Origin of the sequence: Paenibacillus hexagrammi, assembly GCF_021513275.1 — a bacterium.
Lineage (GTDB): Bacteria > Bacillota > Bacilli > Paenibacillales > NBRC-103111 > Paenibacillus_E > Paenibacillus_E hexagrammi.
This window is the reverse complement of sequence record NZ_CP090978.1, coordinates 2,781,145-2,798,836: the sequence shown is the minus strand read 5'-3', so window position 1 is coordinate 2,798,836 and position 17,692 is coordinate 2,781,145. Positions and strand designations below refer to the sequence as shown.

The 17,692-nt window shown below is 49.6% G+C and carries 17 protein-coding genes and 2 pseudogenes; 9 read left to right on the top strand and 10 right to left on the bottom strand.

All coding sequences use genetic code 11. The features are described from left to right. The first annotated feature begins 30 nt into the window (after nucleotides 1-30). The 5 genes and pseudogenes from L0M14_RS12405 (at nucleotide 31) to L0M14_RS12385 (ending at nucleotide 2,827) form a co-directional block, all read left to right on the top strand. A complete protein-coding gene (locus L0M14_RS12405; RefSeq protein ID WP_235122890.1) occupies nucleotides 31-486 on the top strand; it encodes a GNAT family N-acetyltransferase in 456 nt (151 codons plus the stop codon). 13 nt (nucleotides 487-499) lie between these two features. Then, entirely contained in the window at nucleotides 500-1,237 is a 738-nt protein-coding gene (locus tag L0M14_RS12400) for a tRNA(His) guanylyltransferase Thg1 family protein (RefSeq protein WP_235122363.1), read from the top strand. 3 nt (nucleotides 1,238-1,240) lie between these two features. Further along, nucleotides 1,241-1,645, top strand: a pseudogene (locus L0M14_RS12395) (AAA family ATPase); the annotation flags it as partial. Nucleotides 1,646-1,723: 78 nt separating this feature from the next. Next, entirely contained in the window at nucleotides 1,724-1,996 is a 273-nt protein-coding gene (locus tag L0M14_RS12390) for a DUF1811 family protein (RefSeq protein WP_235122889.1), read from the top strand. 27 nt (nucleotides 1,997-2,023) lie between these two features. Continuing rightward, nucleotides 2,024-2,827 (top strand): aminoglycoside phosphotransferase family protein, encoded by an 804-nt coding sequence (locus tag L0M14_RS12385; RefSeq protein ID WP_235122362.1) that lies wholly within the window; start codon nucleotides 2,024-2,026, stop codon nucleotides 2,825-2,827. Between the two features lie 170 nt (nucleotides 2,828-2,997). Here L0M14_RS12385 and L0M14_RS12380 read toward each other — a convergent pair whose 3' ends face one another. Then, on the bottom strand, nucleotides 2,998-3,768 hold the full coding sequence (locus L0M14_RS12380; protein ID WP_235122361.1) for an SDR family NAD(P)-dependent oxidoreductase: 771 nt from the start codon (nucleotides 3,766-3,768) through the stop codon (nucleotides 2,998-3,000). A 145-nt stretch (nucleotides 3,769-3,913) separates the two neighbouring features. Here L0M14_RS12380 and L0M14_RS12375 point away from each other — a divergent pair, with 145 nt between their 5' ends. Beyond that, nucleotides 3,914-4,261, top strand: coding sequence for a winged helix-turn-helix transcriptional regulator (locus tag L0M14_RS12375; RefSeq protein WP_235122360.1), 348 nt, complete (start codon nucleotides 3,914-3,916; stop codon nucleotides 4,259-4,261). 178 nt (nucleotides 4,262-4,439) lie between these two features. On the opposite strand, the gene L0M14_RS12370 is transcribed toward L0M14_RS12375, so the two are convergent. Next, nucleotides 4,440-5,165, bottom strand: coding sequence for a YebC/PmpR family DNA-binding transcriptional regulator (locus L0M14_RS12370; protein ID WP_235122359.1), 726 nt, complete (start codon nucleotides 5,163-5,165; stop codon nucleotides 4,440-4,442). A gap of 198 nt (nucleotides 5,166-5,363) precedes the next feature. Then, nucleotides 5,364-6,128 (bottom strand): AAA family ATPase, encoded by a 765-nt coding sequence (locus tag L0M14_RS12365; RefSeq protein ID WP_235122358.1) that lies wholly within the window; start codon nucleotides 6,126-6,128, stop codon nucleotides 5,364-5,366. A gap of 377 nt (nucleotides 6,129-6,505) precedes the next feature. On the opposite strand from L0M14_RS12365, the gene L0M14_RS31010 reads away from it, so the two are divergent. From L0M14_RS31010 to L0M14_RS12355, 3 genes and pseudogenes are all read left to right on the top strand, one after another. Further along, a complete protein-coding gene (locus L0M14_RS31010; protein WP_260115464.1) occupies nucleotides 6,506-7,198 on the top strand; it encodes an AAA family ATPase in 693 nt (230 codons plus the stop codon). Further along, nucleotides 7,186-7,272, top strand: a pseudogene (locus tag L0M14_RS31530) (hypothetical protein); the annotation flags it as partial. The gene L0M14_RS31010 and the pseudogene L0M14_RS31530, both read left to right, overlap by 13 nt. Before the next feature lie 6 nt (nucleotides 7,273-7,278). Then, nucleotides 7,279-8,232, top strand: a complete 954-nt coding sequence (locus L0M14_RS12355; RefSeq protein ID WP_235122888.1) for an ATP-dependent metallopeptidase FtsH/Yme1/Tma family protein — start codon at nucleotides 7,279-7,281, stop codon at nucleotides 8,230-8,232. A gap of 135 nt (nucleotides 8,233-8,367) precedes the next feature. Here the strand turns inward: L0M14_RS12355 and L0M14_RS12350 are convergent, their stop codons facing one another. From L0M14_RS12350 to L0M14_RS12320, 7 genes are all read right to left on the bottom strand, one after another. Continuing rightward, nucleotides 8,368-10,074 (bottom strand): COG1361 family protein, encoded by a 1,707-nt coding sequence (locus L0M14_RS12350; RefSeq protein WP_235122357.1) that lies wholly within the window; start codon nucleotides 10,072-10,074, stop codon nucleotides 8,368-8,370. Then, complete coding sequence (locus L0M14_RS12345; RefSeq protein ID WP_235122356.1) at nucleotides 10,071-12,302, bottom strand: DUF7507 domain-containing protein; 2,232 nt, start codon at nucleotides 12,300-12,302, stop codon at nucleotides 10,071-10,073. Before L0M14_RS12345 ends, L0M14_RS12350 begins: the two co-directional genes overlap by 4 nt. Before the next feature lie 14 nt (nucleotides 12,303-12,316). Next, nucleotides 12,317-15,055 carry a beta strand repeat-containing protein gene (locus tag L0M14_RS12340; protein ID WP_235122355.1) on the bottom strand — a complete coding sequence of 913 codons (2,739 nt, stop codon included), beginning with the start codon at nucleotides 15,053-15,055 and terminating at the stop codon, nucleotides 12,317-12,319. After that, on the bottom strand, nucleotides 15,015-15,467 hold the full coding sequence (locus L0M14_RS12335) for a DUF11 domain-containing protein (protein ID WP_235122354.1): 453 nt from the start codon (nucleotides 15,465-15,467) through the stop codon (nucleotides 15,015-15,017). Before L0M14_RS12335 ends, L0M14_RS12340 begins: the two co-directional genes overlap by 41 nt. 74 nt (nucleotides 15,468-15,541) lie before the next feature. Then, complete coding sequence (locus L0M14_RS12330) at nucleotides 15,542-16,783, bottom strand: DUF11 domain-containing protein (RefSeq protein WP_235122353.1); 1,242 nt, start codon at nucleotides 16,781-16,783, stop codon at nucleotides 15,542-15,544. 74 nt (nucleotides 16,784-16,857) lie between these two features. Further along, the gene (locus tag L0M14_RS12325) at nucleotides 16,858-17,181 is read right to left on the bottom strand and encodes a hypothetical protein (protein ID WP_235122352.1); all 324 of its coding nucleotides are present in this window, start codon (nucleotides 17,179-17,181) and stop codon (nucleotides 16,858-16,860) included. 119 nt (nucleotides 17,182-17,300) lie between these two features. Next, nucleotides 17,301-17,651, bottom strand: a complete 351-nt coding sequence (locus tag L0M14_RS12320) for a methyltransferase domain-containing protein (RefSeq protein ID WP_235122351.1) — start codon at nucleotides 17,649-17,651, stop codon at nucleotides 17,301-17,303. Between the last annotated feature and the right edge of the window lie 41 nt (nucleotides 17,652-17,692).

Sequence of the window (17,692 nt, the reverse complement as noted above, 5' to 3'; positions counted from 1 at the left end):
CATTTGGAGAGAATAAAGGGGTGATTCATGGTGTTCATAAGAGAACTAGCGTTAGAGGAAGAATGGCCCATCGATGTATTGCTGTTGGCTGATCCGGATGAAGCGATGATTCGTAGCTACCGTTACAGAGGGAGCTGTTATGTCGCGGAAGTGGATAAGCAAATTGTAGGGGCGTATGTCCTGCTGCCTACCAGACCCAAGACAGCTGAGATTATCTGCATCGCAGTGGAAGAATCGCATCAAGGCCGAGGCATCGGGAGAGCTCTGATCTGCCATGCTGTCCAAACAGCGAAGGATTCAGGCTATGTCCATTTGGATGTGGGTACAGGCAATTCTAGTATTAGCCAACTGGCTCTGTATCAAAAGTGTGGATTTCGCATCGTCGGAGTTGAGCGGGATCATTTTGTTAAGCACTATATGGAGCCTATTATGGAGGATGGATTACCTTGTTTGGATATGATCCGGCTGCAGCTGGAGCTTGGATAGGAGTTGTTGGTTTATGGCAAAAGATGATTTCGGCAACCGCATGAAGCAATATGAATTTGCTTCGCGGCAGCTGCTGCCGAGAAGGCTTCCAGTACTGCTGCGGATAGACGGCTGTCACTTTCATACTTTTACCCGCGGGTTAAAGAAGCCTTTTGATGAACAATTGACCGCAGCCATGTGGGAAACCTGTAAATTTCTAGGTGCTCAAATCATGGGCTGCAGGCTGGTTTACCACCAAAGTGATGAAATATCTATGTTGTTAACGAATGATGATAAATGGACCACAGAAGCATGGTTTGATAATAATGTTCAAAAAGTCGTATCTGTGTCCGCATCCCTGGCGACCGCTAAATTTAATGAAGAAATCAAGAAGGTGCTTCCCGATAAAGAGCTCGCAGTCTTTGACAGCAGGGCATGGGTGCTTCCACATGATGAAGTTGCTAACTACTTTATATGGCGGCAGCAGGATGCAACGAAGAACAGTATCTCTATGGTTGCTCAGGCGAATTTTTCGCATGCAGAATTACAGGGGCTAAATGGGAAGCAGCTTCAGGATAAGCTGTTTGTGGAGAGAGGGATCAATTGGAATGATCTTCCGGTGTGGCAAAAGCGTGGGATCTGCATCACCAAACAGACCTTTATGAAGGGAACTGCCGTACGTCATAAATGGGAAACGGATCATGAGACTCCTGTATTTACACAGCATAGAGACTACATTGAACAATACGTGTACGGGAACAAGGAAGTGTAGAGGATGGAATGTGTGTTATTCGTGGGCATTCAGGCCTCCGGTAAATCGACGTTTTGCAAAGAAAGGTTCTACCAGACACATATAAGGCTGAATCTGGATATGCTCAGGACTAGGCATCGGGAGCAAATCTTTTTACAGGCTTGTCTGGAAGGGAAAATGCCGTTTGTAGTCGATAACACGAATCCGACAAAGGAAGACAGGCAGCGTTATATCGAAGCGGCTAAAGCGCACAAATTTAAGATCGTGGGTTATTATTTTGCACCCGATTATGAAGTTTCGATACGCCGAAATGAAACGCGGACCGGTAAGGCTAGGGTTTCGGAGGTCGGAATCCGCAGCGTGCTCAAAAAACTGGAAATACCCATGTATGAAGAGGGCTTTGACGAGCTGTATCAGGTGACCTCAGCAAGTGCTGATGGATTTATTGTTGAACGCATTTTGAATGCAGGTACGGAGGAGGAACAAGCATTGAAGAAATATTCGCAAATGACGAAAGACGAATTGCATCAGGAGATTGAGAGCTTAAAGACACAGATGGAGGCCGTGCAGTTCCCAAGTCAGCTGGAGATTCTGAGCAGCAAATTCAATTTTGCCCGTGCTTATTTGCTATCGCCGGAGGATTATCCACCTGGTCTCTATGAAGTCACGGATCAGGAGCTGCCGATGAAAGTGGATTACTTGAACGGTGTCATGGCGTGGGGAACGATGAATGGGGAAGAGGTTAGTTTTCCAATCTCACTGCTTCGAAAAATTGGATGACGGCTTTTTCAAATGAGGGGGATGACTTTGGCACATCAGGAAGAAGTGTTAAAAGGCGGTAATGTAAATCACATTGTCCGAGTAGGGAACACTGTTCGCCGCCCTATAGGTTATTGGAGCACTAATGTTCACAAATTACTCCAATATTTAGAAGAGATGGGCTTTGAAGGAGCACCTAGATTTCTTGGAATAGATGATGCTGGTCGTGAAATGCTGACGTTTATGCCTGGAAAAGTACCGGGAAACGATTATCCAGAGCTTGAGCCTTACATGTGGTCGGATGAAACGCTAGTAAGCTCGGCCCGATTATTACGTCGTTTTCATGATGTAACTACAGAGTTTGCTTTGAATTTGGAAAATAAATGGCAGCTTAGCTATGGTGAGGAAGCAGAGCATGAAGTCATCTGCCATAATGACGCAGCGCTGTACAATGTTGTTTTTCAGCAGGAGGTTCCTGTTGCCTTGATTGATTTTGACATGTCAGGCCCAGGTCCCCGTATATGGGACATCGCGTATTTCCTTTATACATCGGTTCCGCTTGCAGGCTTTGCTCCTGAACCTTCTTCTGGGAAAACGATGGTCTATCAGTATGAATTACATGCTGAAGAGCGGCGACGGAGAATTCGTTTGGTTTTTGAAGCATATGGAATGCCTATGCCTGAGAACCTACAACCATGGATTATTGAACGTTTGACCGTACTATGCAATACGCTTAGAGATGGTGCTGCTAACGGAAATCCTGCCTTTCAAAAGATGGTTGATGAGGGGCATCTGGCGCATTATGAGAGGGAGATTCGCTTTGTAACAGAGCATTTTGATGAATGGGTGTAATCAATATTATCATTCAGATTCAGTAAGTGAAGGATGCATTATGCTGATATTCATGCACCCTGACAATTGCGGTAAGGAACTCTATGCAGATGATCGTTTCATTGAGACAACACGGCAGCCGGTGATGGATCTTTAGGCTGCCGTTTGACTTGTAAATATTCATCGTTCAGTCACGGGCGTAATCCGCCGATCGTATACCCGCCATCTACGAGTATGCTCTGACCAGTAACAAATCGAGCGTCGTCGGAAAGCAGCCAGAGCACAGCATCAGCCACATCTTCGGATTGGCCTACCCGCTGTAAGGGAGTTTGTTTGACGAAGGGTCTCGCCATAGTCTCGTCACTTAGAACCTCCTGTGACATCGGAGTTGCAATCATTCCAGGACTGACATTGTTAATTCGAATGTTGCTGGGACCTACCTCTAACGCCACGGTTCTCATCATCGCATCAAGAGCTCCTTTTGAGGCTGCATAGCCTGAAGTGCCGGGCATTGCCCCATGGGCCGTCCACGAAGATGTGTTAACGATTGAGCCCTGGATTCCAAGGTCGAGCATGGCTGCGATCTCGTATTTTAAACAGGCGAAAACACCACGCAAATTGACCGACATCAGTGTATCGAAATCTTCAAAAGATAGTTGATGTACAGGTGAGAAAGCACCAAGCATGCCGGCATTGTTCCATGCCATATCTAGACGTTCAAACACCTCCAGCGTTTTGTTTACAAGCGCTTCGACCTGCTGAGGGTCGGCAACATCAGTCTGAACGGCAAGGGCCCTACCTCCTTGAGAGACAATTTCTTCATAAACGACTTGAAGCTCTTTCGTTCGTCGACCTGCAATAACGACATTGGCGCCTTCCTCTGCGAGCCTTAGTGCTGCAGCGCGGCCCATCCCGGTGCCGCCCCCAGTGATAAGCGCTGTCTGGCCCTCAAATCTCTTCATGTTTTTCGTATTTCCCATTACAATCATTCCTTTCACATAGTAGTGCTATTGGCTCTTTCATTGTATAAAAGTTAGTAATATACTTAAAGTACGCAAATAAATAATACCAAGTAACAAAAATAATACTATGCAGAGGGATAATAGGATGGCAAATGCTCCAGAAAAGAAGTGTCCAGTCGAAACGACGTTGGATGTTATTGGCGGAAAGTGGAAAGGGGTCATTCTTTATTACTTGATAAGCGGAACGAAGCGGTTCGGAGAGCTTCGCAAAATCTACCCTCAAGTCACGCATCATAGTCTTACCTTGCAGCTGCGGGATCTCGAACGAGAAGGAATCATTGACCGCAAAACGTATGATCAAGTACCGCCTAAGGTCGAATATTCGCTAACCGAATTTGGTAAAACCTTGATCCCCATCATTTCACTGATGAAAGAATGGGGAGAGCTTTACATGGAACGTGAACGAGCAAGCGAGCATGCCTCGAACGATTGACCTCGAATTTCCTGGTAAAAGGAAAGCCCCTCCAGCTGAGATTAGCGAAGGGGCGAGAGGATGACCTCAATAAAGTCACGAACCGAGGCTTTGTCTATTCGATTTGAAGGTCTCCGTAAAGGCAGATAAAAAAGCCGCGCGAACGCGGCTTTTTGTCATGCAGTTATTGGCTTCGGAACTATTCTTCGTCTGCAAACTCAACGTTATGGTAAACCTGCTGAACGTCTTCCAGGTCCTCCAGCATATCGATCAGCTTGTCGAATTGAACTTGAGCATCTTCAGTCAGAGTTACATAGTTTTGTGCAAGCATCGTCTGCTCTGCAACCTTAAACTCGGTAATACCTGCGTGCTTGAATGCTTCTTGAACCGCATGGAATTGATGCGGCTCCGCATAAACGATAACAGCTTCGTCCTCTTCCAAAATGTCGCGAACGTCGACATCCGCTTCCATCAGCAGTTCGAGCACTTCATCTACGGATTTGCCTTCCACACCGATTACGGCAGTAGCCGTAAACATATAAGATACGGAGCCGCTTACGCCCATGCTGCCGCCGCACTTCGTGAAAGCGGAACGGACTGCCGGCGCCGTACGGTTCACGTTATTGGTCAGCGCATCTACAATGACCATTGATCCGTTAGGACCGAAGCCTTCGTAACGCAGTTCTTCGTAGTTATCATCACCGCCGCCTTTTGCTTTCTCAATGGCGCGGTCGATAATCGCGCGGGGAACATTGTAGGTCTTTGCGCGCTCTAGTACGAATTTCAGCGCTTGATTCGACTCTGGATCAGGCTCGCCTTTTTTGGCGGCTACGTATATCTCAAGACCGAATTTGGCATAAATCCTACTCGTGTTAGCGTCTTTGGATGCTTTCTTTTCTTTAATATTATTCCATTTGCGTCCCATCTTGTTTCCTACCTGCTTTCATATGTATTCGATTTGGTGCATTCCTGCCTTTGTATATTATGGCATGTTCGACAGTCTTGGACAACTTCTATCCCCGAAAAATGTTGATTTTGCGCTGATGAGCATCCATTTGCTCATTCCGCTACCGCGCGATGCTCCCAACCTAGCGCACGGTGTAGCATCGTATGATGACAGTTGTCATTCCTCTTCCCGAAACAGCTCGTTCAGCATTCGCTGCTTATTGTTCAAGAATTCCCTCGTGATCATGTAATGATCCGTCTCTTCCAAGGTGACGGTCTGAATCCCATCTTCCGTAAGCTGATAAATGATAGAGTCCGGATAAGCCATAAGAATAGGCGAGTGTGTAGAAATGATAAATTGGGAATTATGCAGGACAAGCTCATGAATTCTTGCCAGCATCGATAGTTGACGGAATGGCGACAAAGCCGCTTCCGGCTCGTCCATCACATAAAATCCGTAGCCCCGAAGCCGGTTCATGAAGGCGGAAAAGAATGATTCCCCGTGTGACTGCTCATGCAACGATTTGCCGCCATAGCTTTCAATGATTTTGCGCCCGCCAGTCGGATCACGATCCAGTTCCTCGATGTTACTGGCCAAGTTATAGTAGCTTTCAGCACGGAAAAAGAACCCGTCACGCGGCTTTCTAAGACCCCGAACTAGGCGGAGATACCGGTGCAGCTCGGAATGCGAAGCAAAGGTTGAGAATGAGTAGTTCAAGCCGCCGCCTTCCGCGTTAAATCCCCATGCTACCGCAAGTGCTTCAAGAAGCGTGGATTTTCCCATGCCGTTTTCGCCTACGATGTAGGTAACCTTGGGATGAAGCGGCAGCGTAGCAAGCTCTCTGATGGAACGAAGGTAGAAGGGATACCGATCGAAAGAGGGAACCTCGTCCCGTAATAGTTGTACGGATCTTAAATAAGGGGCTGGATGATACAGGTCCATCGTGGAATCGACTCCTGTCTGTCGTGATAGCTGAAGTATATACCATCTATGCAGTTTATGGAAAATATCAGCAGTGGGTAAATTTTTCTCAGCCTATAGAGGAAATTCTTCACAGGTTCTCGAAAGAATGTGAATGTCTCTCAAGGTACTGAAGAACAGAGCTATATGTATAGGAAGCCATTGGCATAAAGGAGGCAGAGATACGAAGATTACCTCATGGCAAATGCATAGTTGGCATTTCACCTGCTTGGCAGGGTATGTATTGTAGAATCGCCGAATATATTTGCAATACAACATTGGAAAATATGTTTCACAAATGGATAATACGAAATTGATCATAAGGATGTGTGAGCATGAGGAGATATAGGTGGATTAAGTTGCGGAAATTTCTTCTATGGCTCGCAGCTATTGTCATCGTCGGCGTTGGCGTGTATGTGGGAGGACCGATAGCTTGGAGCGCCGCCATCGGTGTGTTTAGTTTACTTTTTCAGCTGCTTTACGCCGTCGTTTTTATTATTATTCAATTTGTCGCCTTGTTCTGGTTTCTTGCCAGGGGGCGTACGTACTGGATTCTACCAGGAGAGACAGGAGCAACCTGGGAGGATTATCGCGGAAACCCGGAGATCGTCGAGAATGCGAAACGGATTGTAACCCTGTTAAAAGGTGTCAAAGAGTTCAAGGAAATGGGAGGGGAAGCGATTCGGGGCTTCCTGCTCTGTGGACCACCGGGGACGGGGAAATCTTATTTGGCTCAAGTTATCGCGAATGAAGCTAAGGTTCCTTTTGCCTATGCGTCAGCGCCAAGCTTTCAGAACATGTTCTTCGGCGTAGGCAACTTGAAGGTCATGCGTCTATATAAGAAGGCACGCAAGCTCGCTAAAGTGTACGGCGCCTGCATCATTTTCATCGATGAAATCGACGCGATCGGCATGAGCCGGCAGGGCGGCGGAGGCGGCGGCGGTATGCTGATGGGAATGGGCGGGGGAACCGGTTTACTTAATGAGCTGCTGCTGCAGATGGACCCCCTAACCTTGACAGCTCCTGGTTCGCCAAGTTCCTGCGTACGTTAGGGCTGCGCCGCAAAAAAGCGGAGAGACCTGCGGTACTGACGATAGCTGCGACGAATCTGCCCGATGTATTAGACTCCGCCTTGCTGCGTCCGGGACGGTTTGACCGCCAGCTCTGGGTAGATGCGCCTGATTATAACGGTAGAGTAGATGTGTTCACGTATTATTTGCAAAAAGTCAAGAAAGACGATACACTGACACCGGAAAAAGCTGCACTGGATACTGTCGGCTACAGCCCCGCGCAAATCAAGCATATCGTGAATGAGACGGTTGTCATTGCGCATCAACGCGGCGCACAGGAAGCCGGCTATGAAGACTTCCGGTATGCCATGGAAACGTACGAGTGGGGGCTGAAACAGCCGCTTCGCTCCATGAGCGAGGATGAGAAACGAAATGTTGCCTACCATGAAGCGGGTCATGCTGTGGCGCAATATTTGTTGAAGCCGCATGCGAGAGTTTGGAAGGTGACCATTGTCCGCCGCGGGAGTGCTCTAGGCTTAGCCGCGACGAAACCGACGGAAGAACGATATAACCGCAGCGATAGCGAGATTTTGTATGAAATTCAGGTTTGTCTGGCGGCTAGAGCTGTAGAAGAAGAATTCCTCGGTAAAAAGCTTAACGGCGTTACTTCCGACTTGAAGCAGGCTACTCAGCTTGCCGGTGTATATCTCGGCATGGTCGGCATGGGTGATGAGCTGTTCAGCTGGCTGGCAGCCGGTACCCGGGAGAGCGCGCTCAAAGCGCTTCGACCTAAGATCAACGAGCTGCTTAAGGAGCAGATGGAGCTTGCCAAGGAACTGGTGCGGAAGCATGCGGAATTCGTTCATGCCATTGCCGAAGCCTTATTAAGGCAGGAGGATTTGACGGGAGAAGAAATTGATCAGATCTACCTGCAGCTGTACGGTGAGAACAGGCCGAAGCCTACGTTTCCCGCAACACGAATTCAGCAAGCACTCCCTTCTGAATCTGCTGATGCTCAGGAACCAGCTGACGTTCAGGAACCTGCTGATCCGGAAGACGATCCCTTAGATATGTAGCGATTGGAGAAAAACGGCTCAAGCACGTAATGGACGTAACTTTATTGACGAACTGTAAGCAGGCTGCTCAGGCAGCCTGCTTTGTTTTGCTGCATATACGGGATGAAGGGCTCCTTCTTTCTTGGCAAAGGGGAATTACTCATGCCAGTGCTCGATCCATACCCGGTATTCATTGGCGTATGACATGCCAGAATGTTTATGGTGATTCAGCTCAAACCAATATGCCGCATACAAGTGACTTGTCAGGAAGCGCGTGTTCGGATGCTTGTTTACGTGAAGGATATAGGTGATCTCTATCGACTTGCCGGGTTCCAATGCTCCGATTTGCAGTCCATGATTATCATTTTTGGAGGGATAAGGAACGCCATTCTTTCGTATGCTGCCAGCCTCTAATGCGGCTCCCTCCGGAATCCAATCGTGAAGAGTAATATCGGCTCCCAGATTTCCCGAATTGATGATTCTGCACGTCATGGTAACTATCCCCCCGGGGTCCGTGATCGTAGGCGTAGGAGTAACCCCGATGTTGATGAACGGGAAGAACAATTGCGTAGTGACTGTGTTGGAACAAAGGGTGGATCGAATCGTCCGACCGTCTGGAAGCATGTAGTGGTAGTGAAGCTGAGCTTGATTGACAAGCGCATGCATCTTCGGGTCTGAAATGATCGTCGGTACCTTCACCCGGAAGGATACATCGATACGATGACAAGGCTGGATTAGCCCCAGCCGAATTCCTTGGGATGGCTGGATGTCTGGCTGATAGACGCCTTGTATGCTGACGCTTCCCCATTCAAACAGGCTGCCGATCGGGAGTATATCGGTTAGTACCGCATCGACCGGTACATGTCCTTCGTTGACGATCTCAAGGGTGTAACAAAGTGTATCACCCAGAGTGGCTTTAGCAAGATTGACAGACTTGACGATACAGAGCTTCGCTTGTAACAAACTAGTCTCAACGGTATTTGATTGAAGAGAATGCTCGATGCCGAAGAGGGAGTAGATGAGCTCGGCATGGTTAGCAATAGTAGTTTCATCCGAACCTATGTGGACGGAATCCCCCACCATGACTTCAAAGGCAACCTCGATGGAGGTTTTCGCTGGAAGGTGAGAAAGCCTGATCCCCGTTAGCGGGGATGCGTCCCTTTCCGTTTGATGGTTCACACTTACACTGCCTTCAATAAAAGTAACGCCGGCTGGAAGTGAGTCCCGAATCATGGCGCTTTCTAATAGCTGATCACTCTCATTAATAACTCTCACGTAGTAGGTTAGTTTATCTCCGGATATGACCGTATCGGCGCTTGCTGTTTTGAGCACGCCGATCTTTAGTTCTTGTACCGGAATGGTTGAAGTGTTGGATCTGACCGTTCCACAGATTGTTCTGCCATCTGTAGCCGTAAAGGAGTAGGGGACTGTCACTTGATTGCGTAAGTTACCGGAAGCTGGAGCTGCTATCAAGACAACTTGAAAGGTGACGTCCACTGCACCGGATTCGCCGACACAAACTTCGCCAAGCGGGATCCCCTGAAGGGGGTCCACGCCGGGCAAAGGTACACCTTGGAGCGTTGCGCTATTGATGACAAATCGAGTATCAACGGGTATGAAATGCAGTAAAGTCGCTTTCGCGCACACATTGCCTAGATTCACAATATGAATGCGATAATTGATCGTTTGACCGACAGTCGCCAGGCATTCGCTAGCGGAAATGTGTACAACGAGCCGGGGCCCATTGACTGGGGTCAGCACCACGTTGGAGTAGGCGTGCCCCGTATATCCGCCTGTACTGAAACGGACTACGGATTGATTGCGCAGAATCTGGTCGTTATTGCAGTTGGAGTCGCAGGTCATACGACAGTTACCTCAAAGGTGACGATCGAGGAGCCTCCAGCTGGGATCGCACCAATGTTAATGCCTGTATTCGGGTCATCGCTTGGCCGCTGAACACCGTCAACAATAACGGTGCCGGAGATAAAGCGGGCTCCTAGAGGAACGGGGTCAATCAATACCACATTGTTAACCGTATCGATTCCCGCATTCGTCACTATGACGGTGTAAGTCAAGGTGTCACCAACGACCGCGTCGATCGCGCTCGTGCTCTTGGCTACCGTTACATTCGGAGAAGAGACGGCAATGGTCAGGGTGTTGGATGTGACAGAACCTGTGAGCAAACGTCCATCTGGAGGTGTAAAGGTGAAATCAGCACTTGCCTGATTGACGAGCTGCTGCGGATTCGGAAGCGTTTCTACGGTGACCTGGAAGGTCGTACGCACCACGACGGTATCGCCAGGCTGAACAACACCGATGCTGATTCCTTGCGCCGGATTCGCTCCCGGCTGAGGAACACCGTCTACGACAACGCTGTTATCCACGAATTCGGTCCCTGAAGGAATGGGGTCGGTCAACGTGACCGAGGCGGCCAAATTTCCGGAATTTGTTACGGCTAGCGTATAGGTAACCGTATTGCCGACCGTGACATTGGAACGGTCAGCGCTTTTGACGACGGCTACAATCGGTTGATATACCGGAGTAGTTACCGTGTTGGAGACGCTCGTTCCGTTAAAAGTACCGGACGAAAAGCCGACAACGGAACGATTCTCAATAACGGCTGGATTCGGCAGACTGATGACGGTAACCCTGAACGTGACAATGACGAACGACCCAGCAGCAATCGTTCCAAGTTGAATGCCTGCGTTCGGGCTTGCCGAGGGCCTCGATTCTCCGCCGACCGTAACACTGCCTGTTACGAACTGCGTTCCCGCCGGAAGCGGGTCGGTCAAGACAGCGTTCGTAATAGCTTCAAAGCCGCTGTTGGTTACAGTTATGGAATAAGGAATAACATCTCCTACGACAGCATCCGTCGCAGTCGTGCTTTTCACAACAGTAACATCAGGGGAAGATACCGGGATCGTGACGATATTGGACGATGAAGTTCCGGTTAAGGTGCGCCCATCAGGCGGAGTAAATGAATAGTTGGCCGATGCCTGATTGGTAAGCTGCTGACTGGCCGGAAGCGTTTCAACGGATGCCTGCAGTGTCAAGGTAACTGTTGCAGCTTCGCCAGGCGATACCGTACCGATGCTGATTCCACTGTCCGGTGTCGCTCCCGGCTGCGCCACGCCGTTCACAATGATACTGTTTGGGACGAAATCCGCTCCTGTAGGGATCGCATCAAATACGGTTACCTGAGCAGGAAGATTGCCTGAGTTGCTTACAACTAAGGTATACACGATCGTATCGCCAACCGTTGCCCGAGCTTCGCTGGTGCTTTTAACAAGATTGATAATCGGTTCGTAGAGGGGAATCGCGTTGTCGTTGGAGAAGGCGACGCCGCTGAACGATCCTGATGTGAAGCTGACGGAAGAGCGGTTCGTAATAGTTGCAGGATCCAAAACGGACGTTACGGTAACACGGAATGTAACGGTCACGGAGCCGCCTGGAGCAATCGTTCCGATGGTTACACCCGTGGCGGGGCTAGCGCCTGCAACAGGAGATCCCGCAACAGTCACGCTATTCGGAACCAATTGCGTGCCCGCAGGGATAGGATCGACAAATCGGACGTCGTTTACCGGTTCTATGCCGCTATTGGTGACTACAATACTATAGGTGATAACGTCTCCAGTGACAGCATCCGTCGCATTCGAGCTTTTTACAAGGGTGACATTCGGAGCAGAAACCGGGAACGTTACCGTATTGGTGACGATAGACCCGCTTCGCGTCACGCCGTCAGGCGGTATAAACGTGTAACTCACCGTACCTTGATTGGAAATTTGCTGCTGTGTGGGCAAGGAGTCAATCACCACAGAAAATAAAATGCGTGTTGTCGCGCCTGGAGCAACCGTACCCGCAGAGAATCCCGCTGCCGGTTCAGCTCCTGTTAAGGGTACTCCGTTGATGATCACACTGTTGGGTACAAAGGTGGTACCATTTGGAATGGTATCCGTGAATGTCAAGGCTGCGGGTATATTCCCGGTATTACTGACGTTCACGGTGTATACGACCGTATCTCCGACGGTCGCGTTGGAAGTGTTCGCACTTTTAACGGCGTTAAGAATCGGTTGATACACATTGGTTGACACAAAATTGGATAAGCTTACGCCGGAGAAAGTCCCGGAGGTGAAGGTTGTGTTCGACTGGTTCGTAATGATACCAGAGCTAGGGAGGAAGGGATTCGAACATTAAATGCAATGCTGCCGCTGCTGCCTGCCGCAATGGTACCTAGCGGAATTCCGTTACTTGGGTTGGCATCCGGCTGTAACACGCCGTTGACCGTCACAGTTCCCGGAACGAAGGTCGTACCAGCTGGGGGAGCATCTAAGACAACTACATTTTGAATGGGATCGATTCCTGCATTCGTGACCGTAGTCGAGTAGGTTAAGGTATCGCCGACAACGGCAACGTCCGTATTGACATTCTTTACAACGCCGACATTTGGTGTAGACACATTGACCGTCACCGTATTGGACACAGCCGTTCCATTTAACAGGCGGCCGTCAGGTGGGGTAAATGTATAGGTAGCGGAAGCCTGATTCATAATCGTCTGCGGTGTTGGCAAGGTGTTAATCACGAGTGCAAAGGATACGGTAACCGAGCTGCCCGGATTTACGGTTCCTACAGGAATGCCAGTTGCTGGACTGGCATCGGGTTGGGGCATGCCTCCGACAACAACACTGTTAGGCACAAAGGCGGTTGCCCCAGGAATAGTATCCGTTAGTGTTACGTTGGCAGGTAAATTGCCTGTATTACTTACAACGACGGAATACACAACGTTATTTCCGACTGTTGCAATTTGCGTGCTAGCGCTTTTCACCAAGGATATTTCGGGCTGTGTGACCGGAGTTACGACCGTATTGGAAGTAGACGATCCCGAGAAAGTCCCCGATGTGAAACTCACCGTCGATTGGTTCGTGATTTGATTCGTTGTCGGCATTTCGATTCTCACCTCATAAGTCACAGTAGCTGTTGCGCCGGGCGCAAGGCTACCGATTGGAATACCCGATACAGGATCGGTTGTCGGCGCAGGAGATCCATTGACAGTGACGCTGCCCGGCACAAAAGCAGTGCCTGCATCCAGCATCGTTGATAAGACAACATTGTTCACGCTGCTTGCACCTGTGTTCGTTATCGCTGCGGTGTACGTAATGGTATCTCCCGTGATTACCGCTGTAACCTGATCTGATAAATCAAGACTGACCATCGGGACGGATATGGGTATTTCTAATGTATTGGAAGTGCTCGAACGAGTAACGCTTCGTCCGTCGGATAGTGTGAACGTGTAAGCTGCCGTCGCTTGATTCGTAAGCCACTGAGGGGTAGGAAGGGAGGATACGGTTACACCAAAGCTAACGGTTGCTGTACTTCCCGGTGCCAGGGTGCCAATTGGTATACCTGTATCAGGCGCAACCTGAGGAACAGGGCTGCCGTTCACGATCACACTGTTCGTGATGAAGGTTGCTCCTGCTGGAATTGGATCGCTAAGTGTGATATTTGCGGGCGCATTGCCGACGTTTTTGACTTGAACGGTATACGCAAGAGCGCTGCCAAGTGTTGTTGCTGTCGTATTTGCAGTTTTTACAATCTGAAAGACGGGCTGCAGGATAGTCGTTGCCGTTGGATTCGAATATACGGTACCCAGGAACGCTCCTGATCTGAAAGTGACGACCGCTTGATTGTCAAGCTCGGATGACGAAGGTACTTGTGCTATACGTACTTGAAAGGTAACAGGTACGGTTTCCGAACCATGGATAATACCGATGGGCAGTGACGCCGGATTTGCCGATGGCTGCGTGACACCGCGGAGAGTTAGTGAACCCTCGATAAAAACAGCCCCGCTCGGAACAGAGTCCGACAGTACGACATGAGTGACCGTGGCTACACCATTGTTAGTCATATTTATTGAATAAGTAAGTACATCACCGACCGTCGCATCGGCACTGCTTGCAGACTTGCTGACACTAACATTGGGTGCTGAAGCTGGAATATTGAGCGAATTCGATGAAACCGATCCCGATTTCGTTCTGCCTGAAGGGAGCTGATAGGTATATGTCCCTTGAGCCTTGTTGGTCAGAACCGGGGGTGAAGGCAAACCGTTTAATGTGACGGAGAATGTAACTGTCGCGGTTGCACCGGCGGCAATGGAGCCTGCCGAGATTCCAGCTATCGGAGAAGCCCCGGGGACTGCAGTGCCATTGACCGTAACACTGCCTTCCACAAAGGAGGTTCCGCTTGGCGGGCTGTCTGTGATCGTGACAGTAGAAGCGATATTCCCACTATTTGTAACGCTGAATTGATATTGATAGGTATCGCCGACGACAGCAGTAGTGGTATTGGCGCTCTTGGAAATGCCAATAACAGGTTGGTAGATGGGAGTCGTAACATTGTTAGACAGCGCAACGCCATTGAATGTACCGGAGCTGTAAGTAAGGCTGGCTTGATTCGAAAGCTGGGCGGGACTTGGGACACTTGTTATTTGAACTTGAAAGGATACATTCACGGTCGTTCCAGATGAAATCGTACCGACAGAAATACCGCTTGAAGGAGCATCAGAGCTCCTCGCTGCGCCATTGACCGTGACGCTGCCTGAGACGAAGCTGCTCCCCGTGGGTAAAGCATCAATCAGTCGTACTTGATTGACTTCACTGAGACCTGTGTTGGTAACAGCGAATGAGTAGGTCAGCACATCTCCTACGGATGCGTCCGGCAGAGAGCTGCTTTTGCTCAAAGTTACACTTGGAAGTGTGACAGGAATCGTAACGGAATTGGACGTTGCGGAAGCGGATATAGTACGCCCGTCAGGCGGCCGATACGTGTAGGCTGCTGTTGCCTGATCCACCAGCTGGGGGGCGAGGGCAAAGAGTTGACAAGCACCTGGAACGTAACAATAGAGGTTGTGCCCGCCGGGACAGTCCCGATTGCAACGCCGGCTGCCGGATTCGCTCCGGAAACGGCCGAACCGTTGACTTGAAGCTGCCTGCCACATACGTGCTGCCGCTGGGAATATTGTCCTGCACGGTGACGGTTGCCGCAATGTTGCCCGCATTGTTTACGGCTATGGTATAAGTGACGGTACTTCCTACGGTCGCGTTATTCGTGCTCGCGTTTTTGGTCAGAGTTAGCTTAGGGTTATAGACTGGTGTCGTTACCGTATTAGAAGGAATGACCCCCGAAATGACGGAGCCTCCCGCTACGCTTTGGAAGGTGAAAGCGGCGTTCGCTTGATTGGGCAGCTGCAAGGTTGTGGGCAAGGAACTAACGACTGCTTTATATGTAAGGGTTACGGATGATCCGAAGGCTAATGAGCCGATGGGCACTCCTGCTGTTATATCGTAGGTGGGCCTGATCCCCCTCCAACTGTAATGCTGCCCGTTACGAACGTGGCATTTTCTGCTATAGCATCGGACACCACGACACTAGCGGCATTGGCATTACCCGAATTGCTGACCGTTACCGTGTAGGTAATCGTATCTCCGAGTACACTGCCGGTCACATTGGCTGATTTCGTAACGCTAATGTTGGGGGAATTAATGTCGATTTGAATGGCGTTGGCGTTTACTACATATGCATCGCCCGACGTTGTAAGCTGTAGAACTGCGCTTGATTGATTATTGATTAAGGTGGATGAAATATCGACATTGGTGATATCCCATCCTTGACGTCCGCCGGAGATATTCGTCCCGGGAGTGCCGTTGGTCTGATTACGGGTCCCGAACGTACCGGTCGTATTCAGTTGGCCTGCATCATTGTTAATCTGTGAAGCAAAGAAGTTGGCGGCAAAGTTGTTCGGTCCCGACAACGCAGTCAGTGAAGAGGTAGTCGGTCCGAACAACGCCTTGTCGCCTGTGCGGTTTGCATCGCCTTCCTGAGCACTGAATAGTGCTCTTCCGCCTACGGCACCTGAAATGGGCGTTGCGAATCCGGTTATGGTTGTATTAACGGCCGAGGAAGTTGCCTGTACCAGAATGGCTCCTGCACGAAGGGACATATTCCGAAAGGGGAGTGCAGGATTCTGGTAAATGACACCAAGTGTCCAGCCGGCATGGTTGGCGGTCGGATCGTCATTGATGACAATTGTACCGACCACTCCGGCTGTCGTATAGGTACCTGCACCACCCTGCTGGATCAGAGAGGTTACGTTGGCGCTTCGGACATACGCGAAGGCGCCGCTGCCTAAATTCACCTCATTCTTCGTACTATTATCCGGCGTCACACTAAAAGACCCCGCAGGAGTCACAAGGGTTACAGCATTATTGATAGCGGAGCTTAAATCGACATTGCCTACAATGTAGGAGCCGCCCCAAATTAGCTCTGCATATAACACAGTGCTTCCTGAGGGTATTGTGAGAACAGCCGACGAGCTGTTGCTGGTATACACATTAGTCGTTCCACTTGGATAAGAGCCATATTTGGAAGTCGTATTCGTTGTCGTGAAGGCACCGATACTATCCTCGGTTCCAGGTACACCGGCTGTGCCGGAACGGCTTAATCCCAGCGTATTCCCGGTGAAAGTAATAGCGCCTGTAGCATTGATCGTGGATCGAACGACGAGAGGAATCGTTGTCACCTCCTTGATGAAACATGTAAATGATTGGCGATGTTTTCATCATATGTGCAAAATGGGGTGAATATGAGAATTGGTTATGGGAAGTTACGCCTTCGCTTGGCGGAGCTGATAACTCGGCGTTTGGCTTGGCGCGGACGTTTTCTTTTACTTGTAGGGGAGCCAGAAGACTTCTTGATTCCGTTACTGGCAAGCGGCTGCTCTGCTGTCGAATCGGTGGAGAGAAGCTCGGTTTCCGCCGCATTAGGTTCTATTGAAAGGCGCATGGTAGCTGCATGCAGCGGTTCCTGATGTTCCTGTCGGCTGAACCAAATGAGCTCATCCTCACAGATCGGCTTTTTGACGACGAGAAAATGATACATAATTTCGTCGATCACGTTCGGTTGAAGGGTCTTCAGCATCTCCAGCTCCTCAGCTTCATAAAGGGGCGGGAGGAATGGCGAGCGATAGAAGAGTTCCATTCGCAGGAGTCGAAAATCGTAGGGCAGGGGAGCTGCCGAATAGTTCAAGATTTCCGGACTTACAGCGCCATGAGGGGCTGAAAAAAGTGTTCCGTTAAAAAACGGGGCGAATGCTCATCAAATTTTTGCTTGAAATAAGGATTCGTGACGTGATGGAAGCTGTGAGCATAAGGAGCCAGAATACAAACAACCGCTCTATCCGCGCAAACCCTGTATATCTCGGACATTACTTTCACGAAATCGTTCACGTAGGGGAGGATACGGCTGGCCATCACGAATTCAACAGATTGATCCGCAAAGGGAAGACCTTTGTCGATATCACAAACAACATCCACCTCAGGATGGGATTGGATATCGATGCCGCAGCAGCCCGGGTGCTTGACGGAGCCGCAACCGATGTCAATTCTCATGCAAGTGCCACCTCCTTACAAATTGGACATCAGATTAAAAT